Origin of the sequence: Veillonella parvula (assembly GCF_032472435.1) — a bacterium.
GTDB classification, from domain to species: Bacteria; Bacillota; Negativicutes; order Veillonellales; family Veillonellaceae; genus Veillonella; species Veillonella parvula_N.
The window spans coordinates 379,575-391,968 of the sequence record NZ_JAWEGM010000002.1 but is presented as its reverse complement, the minus strand read 5'-3'; the positions used below and the strand labels follow the sequence as shown (position 1 = coordinate 391,968).

At 40.3% G+C, this 12,394-nt stretch carries 11 protein-coding genes and 1 tRNA gene; all 12 read left to right on the top strand.

The window, feature by feature from the left end:
* The first annotated feature begins 78 nt into the window (after positions 1-78).
* Positions 79-690: a serine O-acetyltransferase EpsC gene (gene epsC, locus E7A03_RS04835; protein ID WP_077707963.1), complete on the top strand. Its 612-nt coding sequence runs from the start codon at positions 79-81 to the stop codon at positions 688-690.
* Positions 691-1,048: 358 nt separating this feature from the next.
* Entirely contained in the window at positions 1,049-1,483 is a 435-nt protein-coding gene (locus tag E7A03_RS04830; RefSeq protein WP_128113961.1) for a Dps family protein, read from the top strand.
* Between the two features lie 50 nt (positions 1,484-1,533).
* Positions 1,534-1,624, top strand: a tRNA-Ser gene (locus tag E7A03_RS04825).
* Between the two features lie 210 nt (positions 1,625-1,834).
* On the top strand, positions 1,835-2,584 hold the full coding sequence (locus tag E7A03_RS04820) for a hypothetical protein (protein ID WP_316073765.1): 750 nt from the start codon (positions 1,835-1,837) through the stop codon (positions 2,582-2,584).
* A gap of 19 nt (positions 2,585-2,603) precedes the next feature.
* A complete protein-coding gene (locus tag E7A03_RS04815) occupies positions 2,604-3,863 on the top strand; it encodes an Nramp family divalent metal transporter (RefSeq protein WP_004694156.1) in 1,260 nt (419 codons plus the stop codon).
* Positions 3,864-4,146: 283 nt separating this feature from the next.
* Positions 4,147-4,749, top strand: a complete 603-nt coding sequence (locus E7A03_RS04810; protein WP_004694153.1) for a hypothetical protein — start codon at positions 4,147-4,149, stop codon at positions 4,747-4,749.
* Positions 4,727-5,473: a YaaA family protein gene (locus E7A03_RS04805; RefSeq protein ID WP_004694151.1), complete on the top strand. Its 747-nt coding sequence runs from the start codon at positions 4,727-4,729 to the stop codon at positions 5,471-5,473. Before E7A03_RS04810 ends, E7A03_RS04805 begins: the two co-directional genes overlap by 23 nt.
* 4 nt (positions 5,474-5,477) lie before the next feature.
* Entirely contained in the window at positions 5,478-6,596 is a 1,119-nt protein-coding gene (hydE, locus tag E7A03_RS04800; protein ID WP_004694149.1) for a [FeFe] hydrogenase H-cluster radical SAM maturase HydE, read from the top strand.
* Positions 6,597-7,106: 510 nt separating this feature from the next.
* Positions 7,107-9,173, top strand: a complete 2,067-nt coding sequence (fusA, locus tag E7A03_RS04795) for an elongation factor G (protein WP_316073764.1) — start codon at positions 7,107-7,109, stop codon at positions 9,171-9,173.
* A gap of 283 nt (positions 9,174-9,456) precedes the next feature.
* Positions 9,457-9,933, top strand: a complete 477-nt coding sequence (locus E7A03_RS04790) for a NanQ anomerase/TabA/YiaL family protein (RefSeq protein ID WP_316073762.1) — start codon at positions 9,457-9,459, stop codon at positions 9,931-9,933.
* A gap of 1 nt (position 9,934) precedes the next feature.
* Positions 9,935-10,879, top strand: a complete 945-nt coding sequence (locus E7A03_RS04785; protein WP_316073760.1) for a DMT family transporter — start codon at positions 9,935-9,937, stop codon at positions 10,877-10,879.
* Between the two features lie 169 nt (positions 10,880-11,048).
* Positions 11,049-12,344: an amidohydrolase gene (locus tag E7A03_RS04780; protein ID WP_316073759.1), complete on the top strand. Its 1,296-nt coding sequence runs from the start codon at positions 11,049-11,051 to the stop codon at positions 12,342-12,344.
* Positions 12,345-12,394 lie beyond the last annotated feature (50 nt).

The following is a 12,394-nucleotide window of genomic DNA, read 5'->3' as shown; positions in this document are numbered from 1 at the left end:
TAGACCAAACATGTTGTATACTATATATATCTATTATATGAGTAGAATGAGAGTAGAGTAATTTGAGATGGAGTCACTATGATGCAAGGTTTGCGTGAATTATGGGGCAAAATTCAATATAATATTAAGCGCGTAATGGATTCTGACCCAGCTGCCACAAGTGTGTGGATGGTTATATGGACATATCCGCATATTACGGCGCTGTTCTGGCATTTTTTTGCCCATCGCCTTTATAAGACGGGGTGGCCGACCTTGGCTCGCCGTGTAGCACTACATTCTCGTCATGTGACGGGTATCGAAATCCATCCAGGTGCAACAATCGGTCGTGGTTTATTTATCGACCACGGTATGGGCGTTGTTATTGGTGAAACGGCTATTGTAGGGGATAATGTAACCTTGTTCCATCAAGTGACTTTAGGTGGTATGTCCTCTAAAAAGGTTAAACGTCATCCGACCATTGAAGATGAAGTACTTATCGGTACAGGTACAAAGATTCTTGGGGACATTACGATTGGGGCGCGCACGAAGATTGGCTGTAATCTCGTTATTAAACATGATATTCCTAAGGATATGGTAATTTTTGAAACAGACCCAGAAAATATGTATGTTCGTAAACCTAGTCGCAATGCAACTGCTGCACAAGCAGAGGAGAAGAAAATCCCTGATAATTACATAGAATACTATATTTAATATAGGCCAATATAAATACTATAAAAGAATATATACTATAGATTGATATGAACCTCTAACTATAAGGTAACTAGTAGTTAGAGGTTTTTTGATTGATAAAAGGCTCTATTGTTGTAAGATCTTTGGTTTATTGTTATTGTGAGTTATGTTTTGTACAAGACTGATACATTTCATCGAAATTTTATATGAAAATATTTGTTCATATATTGACATGGAAAATCATTATTGGTAGAATATAAATATAATCAATATTGATTATGAATTAAATAAACGAATTGATGGCATAGAAGCCAACTGTGTTTGTTCTGCTTTTAGAATAAACTATAATTGAGAATTAAGTGGAAAAAGGAGTTTTATTATGAAAAACGTACAACAAGTAAATCAATATTTAGCAGATCTTTCCGTATGGAATGTAAAATTACATAACCTACACTTCAATGTAACTGGTCCGCAATTCAAATCTATTCATGAATACTTGGAATCCATTTATGATGAAGCCTTTGAATACTTTGATGCCGTAGCAGAACATGTGAAAATGCAAGGTCAATTTCCATTGGTAAATTCCGGAGAATACGCAAAATTGACTAAAATCGAAGAATTGGGACAAGAAGACATCCCTCAAGCAAAGGTAATTGATATCCTTCTTAAGGATTTTAAATACATGAATGATCAAGCTGTAGCAATTCGTGCAGCAGCTGATGAAGAAGGTGATTTCTTGCTCGTAAGCATGATGGAAGATCACGTTGCATACTATGTAAAACAAATCTGGTTCATCGAATCTATGCTGAAATAAGACGATTGACAATGCCTTATTGGGTATGATATGATTACCCAGTAAAGCATGGAGGATTACTCAAGAGGCTGAAGAGGACGGTTTGCTAAATCGTTAGGGCGGGTTACCGTCGCTAGGGTTCGAATCCCTAATCCTCCGCCATGTAAAGACCTCACATCACTTGATGTGGGGTCTTTTTGTATAATATAGTGATTTATTATATTATTTATATAGGCCTTATTTGTGAGGATTCGAGTGAGTCCGAGGCCTTATTAGTATTGAATGACACAGGTGTGTAAGGGTATAGAGTTGACGTATGTCTAGGGGTTTCATATAATAGATTGTATAAAATGTAATTTTAAGGAGACTCTTATGAATACAAAACATACACGTCAAATGAATCGTATCCGTCGAGCGTTAGGCATTAGTGCATTGTGCCTCGTTGCGTCTGTTGGCTTTAGTCATGCTGAAAGTATTGCCATCCCAAGTGCACGGCCTATGGTGGATGGCGTAAGTGCTGATGTAGAGACTGTTAATAGTTCTAGTAAAGGACAACAGCATATAAACTCAGATGTTATTACGCCTAATGATTGGACATATACAGCGTTACAAAGGCTCATTAAACATGGTGCTATTACAGATACTCACGGATTTACTTTTGATGGTGCTAGCTATACAAAGGATGAGCTTATGCCGCTTATCGATGAGGTAGTCACAAAACGTGAGCAAATGAACGACAATGATCGAGAGTATGCACTGCGTATTTACCAAGAAAATATGCGTGATGTAATGGATTACCGTATTGCTCGCGATAAAAAAGCTACTAACGAGCGCCGTCAAAAACTAGATGAAAAGCGTGCTGAAAGGGCTAAAAAATCTGGTAAGACCTATCAAATATCCAAGGATCAACAAGAAGCCCTTGATAAAGCTGGCGATGAAGTAGCAAAACCGGAAGAACGGGCTTTAACAGATGAACAAATCAAAGAAAAAATGAAGAAATTCAAAATTGATGATTCTCGCGTTAAGGTAAATAATGAAGTGCGTATTCGTTATGCGGACTCCAAGGATAAAAAGTCCAAAACAGATGCTCGTATGCAGACGGAGATGACGTTCACTCTATAACTCTTAGTAAGGGGTTATAATGATTGATTTTTTAAAGAAACAATTGTTTACTGTCCATCAAAACGGTAAGCAGCAGGTAAGTGAGGTCTTTAAATATATAGGACCTGGTATAATCGTAACCGTTGGATTTATCGATCCGGGCAACTGGGCTGCTAATTTGGCAGCTGGTGCTAGTTACGGTTACGAATTATTGTGGGTAGTCACACTATCTACGATTATGCTCATTTTATTACAGCATAATGTGGCGCATTTAGGCATTGTACGCGGTCAATGCTTGTCGGAATGTGCTTATGAGTTTTTACCACGTTATGCATCTCGCTTTGTGCTTAGCACGGCAGGAATTGCGGCGGCAGCGACGGCCTTGGCTGAGTTTATTGGCGCCGCTATCGCCTTGAAGATGCTCTTTGGTATTCCTATCTTGATAGGCAGCATTTTGACGGCTCTTATCTGTACGGTCATGCTCATTACGAACTCCTATCGTAAATTAGAGCGAATCATTGCTGGCTTTGTATCCCTTATCGCATTGGCGTACCTTGTTGAGGTAAATATGGTCAATGTGGATTGGGTAGCGGCTGGTATCGGTTGGGTGGATCCTAATATTCCTAATACATCGATGCTCGTTATTTTGAGTATATTAGGGGCCGTAATTATGCCTCACAACTTGTTTTTGCACTCTGAAATCATCCAAAGTCGCCAGTTCAATACACAAGATCCAGCGATTATGAAACGGCAGTTACGCTATGAATTCCTCGATACTTTGTTATCTATGGGGATTGGGTGGATGATTAACTCCGCCATGATTATATTGGCGGCGGCTGTTTTCTTTGCTCATGGTATTGAAGTAACAGAGCTTGAACAGGCTGAGGAGTTGTTGCGACCACTCATTGGACCGGCAGCGGGTATTATTTTTGCGATAGCATTGTTATTTGCAGGTTTTGCCTCATCTGCTACGGCAGGTATGGCGGGGGCAAGTATCTTTGCAGGAATGTTTGGCGAGTCTTATGATATGAAAGACTTCCATACGCGATTAGGCTTGGCACTAACATATGTTCCAGCATTATTAATGATCGTGTTTATTACAGATTCCTTCCAAGCATTATTGTTCTCTCAAATGTTCTTGAGCTTGCAATTACCAATCACCATCTTCTTGCAACTTTACATGACAAGTAGCCGCAAGGTCATGGGAGAATACGCGAACCGTAAATTTACAAATATTCTCTTATGGGGCATAGGTATCATCGTTACGATCATGAATATCTACTTATTGATTGTAGGCTAAGAGCATATTCTTTTTTAGTTACCAAAAGGTTTATTATAAAATCAACATTAGAATACAAGATTAGAGTACAACATTAGAATACAAAGGACCGCTACGGCGGTCCTTTTGTCATGTTGCTAACGTATCTATTATGTAAAACGCGTATCTTTGAATACCCAAGAGGGGTATAAAATATGGTACAATTAAGAATAGTATTATATAAGAATAATATTTTTAAGGATAATATAATATCTGTTGGGAGTATTCCTTAGCAGTGTGATATATGGAAAACTAGGAGGTCCTAATGGCAAAGGAAATCAACGTACAAGAGACAATACAATCTGATTTTAGTGTTGTGGTTAACGACATTGCTGAAGAGTTATTAACGCGCCTCAATATGGATGAGGATGGTTCTGTTATCGATATGTTCCAAACAGGCTCTTTTGATCCTTGGCAGTTATTCGTATTTTTTGGTGCTTTAGAAAAAGCTCTTATTGAGTTCAGAACGGATAAACGGAAGAAAACAGTTATCGTTCATGCACAACCTGAGGCTCTTATCGGCATTGGCCGCGTAGTGACACCTGTATCTACTATGCTTGAGCATGTATTGATGTCTCGTTTGAACGATATGAGCGAAGGTCGCTTGGAAACAGGCATGCTTACAGTATCTGCTGAAAGCATTGATTATGAAGGTGTAAATCTTAAAGGTCGTCACGTGGTTATCGTATGCGATCTTGTAGATGAAGATTCTAATTATCTTAAAGAATGCATTAAATTATGTAAAGAATTGAAAGCAAGCCACGTAGTGGCTGTGCCTCTCATGTTGTGGAACCCTGAATTGATCGACAATTTGACAGAGGAATCTATTAAGGCGGAATTATCTCATGAAAATCGTCCTCTCTCCTAGTAAGACAAAAACAATTGCCGATGTTGCTAGCAACGCTGAGGCAGTACATCATGCAGTCCGAGACGGCCAATTTCAGCCGAATATCACGAAAAAGATTATAACTCATGTACAATCTCTCGATGTTGTAACTCTTGGAAAGGCTTTGAAATTAAAGGATGATAAGGCACAGGCTCTCTTTGATTTTTATCAGTCCTTTGAGGCTCATCCCGTAGGTCGTGCCTGTGAAAGTTATGATGGCATTGCTTTCAAATATTTGGACTGGTCGAACTTATCTGACGAAGCCAAGGCCTTTGGTGAAAGCCATCTCGTTGTGTTGTCTGCATTGTATGGCGTCGTTGAACCTAATATGGGGGTGCGCGACTATCGACTCGATATGGTCGATAAGGTGGGCATTAATCTATACGATACATGGCGTGAAGCGGTGGACGCATACTTTCACAAGGAAGATTGGATCCTAAACCTAGCATCTAAAGAATATGCAAAAATGGTGAACCATCCAAAGGTGGTAACCATTGAATTTTGGGAATTACGGGGCGATACGTTTAAGCAGATGAGTACGTCCTCCAAAATGAGTCGCGGTGTGATGGCTCACGAATGTTTAACTCAACAAGTGAAACATGTGCGGGACTTGCCGCGCGAAGTTAATGGATTTACTTGTGTCTCTGACATTGAATCCATTACCATACCAAGCGAATCGATGACGGTTCGTTACGAAAGGAAGTGATTGTTTGCAAGTGCAAGATATTCTTGCAAAAGACCTCGTCGGCGATGAATGGCTGACAGAGGAGGAATTGCGATTTCTTATGTCTGTAACTGATGAAGAACAGTTGCAGTTGATATATAAAAAGGCCTACGAAGTAAAGGCAAAATATGTAAAGCCTGTAGCGTATTATCGCGGCCTCATTGAGTTCTCAAACCGATGCATTAAGAATTGTAATTATTGCGGTATCCGCCGTGAAAATGACAAGACGGAACGCTTTGATATGAATCGTGAAGATATCATCAAGATGGCACAGTGGGCGTACGATCATGAATATGGTTCCATTACACTCCAATCTGGTGAACGCTGTGATGATGCCTTTGTGGACTATGTTGTAGATTTAATTCGCGATATTAAAGCCATCGGAGATGGTTCCCTTGGCATTACGATGTGCGTAGGGGAACAAAGCGAAGAGGCGTACCGCCGTATGCGTGAAGCCGGTGCGAGTCGTTATTTATTACGCATTGAAACAACCAATACAGATTTATACCATAAGATTCATCCTCGTGATGAATTACATTCCTTTGAGACGCGCGTAGAATGCTTACGTCGTTTGCGCCGCGTGGGCTTCCAAGTTGGCACAGGTGTTATGATTGGCCTACCTGGGCAAACCGAAGATGATCTCGTAAATGATATCTTGTTCTATCGCGATATGGATATCGACATGATCGGTATGGGCCCTTATGTGGTGCATCATGATACGCCTCTAGGCCAAGAAGCTTTGGCGATGGGTATCGATGACGAAGCAGGTAAATTGCGTCGCGTTCAACTAGGGCTTAAGATGATTGCCTTAACACGTCTATTTTTGAAAGACGTAAACATTGCGGCAACTACTGCCTTACAAGCACTAGATAAACTAGGCCGTGAAAAAGGTTTAGCCGCAGGTGCAAATATCCTAATGCCTATTATTACCATTCCTGAACACCGTGCGAAATATTTGCTATACGATAATAAACCTTGCGTGGACGACAATGCAGAACAATGTAAAGACTGCTTGACGCGCCGCGTAATGTCCATCGGTGACACCGTAGGGTGGAAACAAAATGGTGATTCTAAACACTACGGCAAACGGACGGGGGAATTTTAGTATTCTATGTTCTAATTAAATTATTTAGTTGACTATATCTTTGCCCTTAGTATTGCCTATATATAGATGGGGCCCCGTTACATAACGACAACTTAATTAAAAAAGACGGCCTATACTTGTTTGCTCCTCGTTCCTGATGTCGCGGCACAAGTACAGACCGTCTTTTTATAACTTTGTGAGGGCACTAGTCCCATCTATATATAGGATATACCGATAAAGTCTTATTAATAATTTAATTAAGTTTAGGATCTACATAGGAATACTAAAATTTTCTTTAGGGAAGATGGGAAGTATTTCTTATAGGGATTATTACATCAATTATTTTCTTTATTATTTGTGTTATTTTTATATTACTTATTGATAGATTTGCTTATTTGGTAAGTAGCTAATTTCATATTATTACATAATCCTCTTTTCTAAGAAAAAAATTCTTAGAAAAAGAGGATTTTTTTATTGTAGTGTCGAAATGTATTAGCAAAGCCGTAATTTGCCAGTAAGGAGGCGATTCCAATGAAAGAGTACAGTAGTGATAAAATTAGAAACGTTGCTGTTGTTTCCCACGATGGTGCGGGCAAAACAGCTCTTGTTGAATCCTTGTTGTTAACTTCTGGTGCGGTTGATTTCGTAGGTAAAGGTCAAGATAATAAACATATTATGGACTTTGAACCGGAAGAAATTAAACGTAATGTAACTATTCAATTGGGCATGGCGCCATGTGAGTGGCATGACCATAAGGTTAACTTCATAGACACTCCAGGCTATAACGAATTCCATGGCGAAGTTCGTGCCGCTTTGCGTGCTTGTGATGGCATGTTGATGGTGCTATCCTCCACATCTGGTGTAGAAACTGACACAGTTCGCGCATGGGATTATGCAGTGGAATTACAAATGCCTCGTATGGCATTTATCAATAAAATGGATGTTGATGGTGCTGATTTCTTTGGCACTATTGAAAGAATGCGGGAATTATTTGGCAAAGGCATTATGCCATTGCAGATTCCTATCGGTGAAGGTGCCGATTTTGAAGGCGTTGTAGACGTAGCGAAAATGACTGCGTTTACTTATAAGGACGGCCAACCAACAGAGGTCGCTGTACCAGCTCACCTTATCGAAAAGGCTCAAGAAATTCGGGAAATGACCGTAGAAGCCGCGGCTGAAGGTAGCGATGAGTTGTTGGAAAAATATTTAGAAGGCGAAGAATTATCCTTAGAGGAAATCCGCCAAGGCTTGCGTGAAGGGATGATTAGTGGCCGTGTGTGCCCAATCATGTGTGGCAGTGCCACATCTCGTATTGGCTTAGATCAAGTATTGGATCGTATGATCCGTTACATGCCGGATGCAACTAAAAAAGTGATGACCGCAACTGAGGCGGAAACCGGCGAACAATGTGTTGTACATGTAGATAAACCATTAACTGCATTCGTATTTAAAACATTGTTAGACCCATTCGCAGGCAAACAAAGCTTTGTACGTATCTTCTCTGGTGAACTGAAAGAAGGGGATCGCCTCTTTGATGTAAACCAAGGTGTAGAAGAAAAATGGGGCAAGATGGTTACCCTTATCGGGAAGCAACAAATCCCTGTATCTGCTGCTAAAGCTGGCGATATCGTAGTGATACCGAAATTGGCCAATGCTAAGACCGGCGATACATTAACGGCTCCTGACTTTAAAGTAACATACGATGCTATTCGTTTCCCTCAACCTTTATATACAGTGGCTATGGAGCCAGTGAAAAAAGGTGAGGAGGAAAAATTAGCTAGTGCTGTTCTTAAAGTGGCGGAAGAAGATCCTACTTGCGTAGTAGTGAAAAATGCTGAAGCTCGCCAATTACAAATTGATTGTATGGGCGAAGTACATCTTGAGCATATTCTCAATAAAATGGACCGTAAATACGGCGTACAAGCTAAACTTGTGGCTCCATATATTCCATACCGCGAAACCATTAAAGGCTCTGCTGAAACCGAGTCTAAGTATAAGAAACAAAGTGGCGGTCATGGTCAATATGGTCACGTTAAGATTCAAGTGGATCCATTATATGATGGTAGCGAATTTGCATTCGTAGACAAAATTTTTGGTGGTGCTGTACCTAAACAATATATACCAGCAGTGGAAAAGGGTGCCAAAGAAACCCTAGATAAAGGCCTAATTGCAGGATATCCTATGATTGGCGTGCAAGTGACACTCCTGGATGGATCTTACCACAGTGTAGACTCCTCAGAGTTAGCATTTAAAGTAGCTACGTCACAGGCTATCAAGGATGTGATTCCTAAGGCGAAACCAGTCCTATTAGAACCAATCTATGAAGTCAACGTGTTTGCACCAGATGCTTTCATGGGCGACATCATGGGTGATTTGAATAGCCGTCGAGGTCGTGTATTAGGCATGGAACAAAGTGAAAGAACAGGTATTTCTGTTGTTAAAGCACAAGTGCCATTGGCTGAAATGTCCGATTATGTGACTGCATTGCGCTCCATTACCCAAGGTCAAGGTGTATTTAACCGTCAGTTCTATAACTATGAGGAGGTTCCCCATAAGCAAGCGGAAGAAATTATCGCTGCTCATAAAACCCAAGACTAAGGTAATGGCCCACATGCTGTACCTAATACAGTTTGAATCATTACAACTGAATAGACAATTGCATAATGTAACAATTTAATACTGTAACAATTTCATAGTGTAATAATTGACGAAAGTCATAAATTTGAATAGTATTTTACTGAGGCCCTCCATATATGTAGCGTATGGAGGGCTTTTACATAAGAGAATAGCTAGTTCTTTATGTATATATGTGCTAACATAAAAGGTAATATAATTGGTTTATTGTGGTGCCATATCCATAGATATTGTGAAAGGATTGTGTATGTTTTTCTCTAGTATTACCGCAGATTATACAAAAATGGGCTATCCTAAAGCCATTGTGCGTGCTTTGGATTTCTTGAAAAATACAGATTTGAAAGTGTTGCCTGGAGGGCGTCATGCCATTGAGGGCGACATGATGTATGCCAACGTAGACGATGTAGAAACAAAGCTATTTGAAGCTACAAAACCGGAATCGCATCGTAATTATGTAGATATCCAATTTATGGTGCGCGGCGAGGAAAACATGGGCTTTTTCGTAGATAAAAATCTTATTAAACCTGTGGAGTCCTATCCGGATCGAGATTGCTATTTTTATCCTAACGAAGCTGTTGATGAAGGGCAAATCCATTGTCCAGAAGGGTATTACACCGTATTCTTTCCCTCTGATGTTCATCGGCCCTTGCTTGCTGTAAACGATAAACCTATTAAAATTCGTAAGGTGGTTGTGAAAGTTCACATATCTTTGCTCGGTGACTAGCATGAAACAATATGAAGTTATTGGTGTTATTATAACTCTATTAGGGGCTGTTTTATGGGGTGTATCAGGTGCATCCGTACAGTTTTTAAGCAATTTTAGAGATATGAATTTGGAATGGCTAGTAACTATGCGATTAATTACAGCAGGTTTACTAACTGTTATTTATGCATGGTTTAGATTTGGAAACTCTATCTTTAATGTATTTCATAGTGTAAAGGATACGCTAGGACTCATTGTTTTTGGCGTATTTGGAATGGCATTATGCCAATATACATACTTCAGATCCATTGCTTTAGCTGGAGCTGGCATTGCAACGGTATTACAATATCTGGCGCCGTCTATGATTATTATTTACCTGCTAGTACGCTATGGTAAACGACCATCCAAGGGGGAAATGGTTTCTGTTATACTTGCCTTAGTGGGGACCATTTGTTTAATGGGCAATGATGATGGCCTTTCTATTGAAAGCTTCCCGATAGCGGTTCTCGTATGGGGGCTTTTATCTGCTGTGGGTGTAGCCGTATATAGTATTTCTCCTGTTGATTTACTCTACAAATATGGCACGTTGCCCATTGTTGGATTCGGGATGTTCATTAGTGGTATTGTAGCCGCTATATTATTCCATCAACCGAATTCATATGCAGTGTGGGACGCATGGACTGTTATTGGTTGTTTCAATGTCATATTCCTCGGGACGATAGTATCTTTCAATGCCTATTTAGAAGGGGTTAAACGAATTGGGGCCGTACAAGGATCTATTTTGTCATCTATTGAACCTATTTCGGCGGCTTTCTTTGGATGGGCTTTTTTAGGAAATGAATTTAGTCTATTAGGGCTAATTGGTATGGCTATGATTATTGCTACCGTTGTTATCATTGCTTGGGATAGACAACGAACTATTAAACGAGAAGTACTGACAAAATTGAATAAAACAATATTAGAATAAATTGATAAGCACACATATATCACAGAAATCGTTTCGTGGTATATGTGTTTTTTGTTATAACATACAGTATATTTTAGATACTGTATACATGCGCCATTTAGTTGACTATTTACCTATCTATTCATATAGTAAATGTATACGTGATTATTAGTTTGTTACGGAGGTATTTATGTCTGTAAAAGATTTCGTGCAACAACGGCGCGATGCGTTAATCGCTATGCGTAGCGACTTTCATATGTACCCTGAGCCTGCTTGGCTTGAGTATCGCTCTGCTGCGAAGGTAGCGGATAGGCTTATTTCTTTGGGCTATGATGTGGCGTTAGGCGCAAATGTACTCGATTTAGACTCTCGCATGGGTTTGCCTAGTGATGAGGTCATGAAAGCTGCTATGGATCGAGCCATCAAAGAAGGTGCAAATCCTGAGCTTGTAGAAAAGATGAGCTATGGTAAAACGGCCATTGTTGCAACTATGAACTTCGGTGGTGAAGGCCCTGTAGTAGCATTTCGTGTAGATATGGACTCTAACGATGTCATCGAAGCTAAAGAGGATAGCCATGTGCCTACAAAGAAAGGATTTCGTTCTTGTCACGATAAGGCAATGCACGCTTGTGGTCATGATGCACATATGACAATGGGGTTAGGTCTTGCCGAATACTTGGCTACTCACAAGGATGAATTCAAAGGCACTATTAAACTTATCTTCCAACCAGCAGAGGAAGGCGTGCGCGGTGCTAAAGCGATGGCGGAAGCAGGCGTAGTAGATGATGTAGATTTGATGTTCGGTATGCATATTGGGTTTAATGAAAAATTATCCAATTGCTTTGCATGTAGTGATCATGGCTTCTTAGCCACTACAAAACTTGACGCGGTATTCCACGGTTATTCTGCTCATGCTGGTGGCTCCCCTGAAAAGGCGCAAAATGCAATGCTCGCCGGCTGTACAGCGGTTCTTAACTTACAAGCCATCGCTCGTCATAGTCAAGGCGCTTCTCGCATGAATGTAGGTGTTTTTGAAAGCGGTACAGGTCGCAATGTGACGCCTGATGTGGCGGTGCTTAAACTAGAAACTCGTGGTGCTACGACAGAAATCAATGATTACATGATTGAACGGTCGAAGACTATTATTAAAGGTGCTGCAGAAATGCATGATTGTACCTTTGAGATCACAAAACAAGGAGAAACTCCGGCAGGTCGCATCAGCGATGATTTAGCTCGTGAAGTACAAGCTATCGTGGAACCACTTGGGATCTTTAAAGAGGTTCCCTTCGATTACAGCGGTGGCGGCAGTGAAGACTGTGCGTACTTCTTGAACCGTGTCATCGATCACGGTGGTAGAGCGACCTATATGGTTGTGGGATCTGCCATTAAAGCACCGCATCACAATCCGCTCTTTGATATCGATGAAGAAGATATGCTAAATGGTATCGTTGCATTAGGTACCATTGCTGCTCACTATTTAAAATAAGCTTTATGTACTAGCATCATATGGTTTGTCAGTAATTGATGTAATAGATT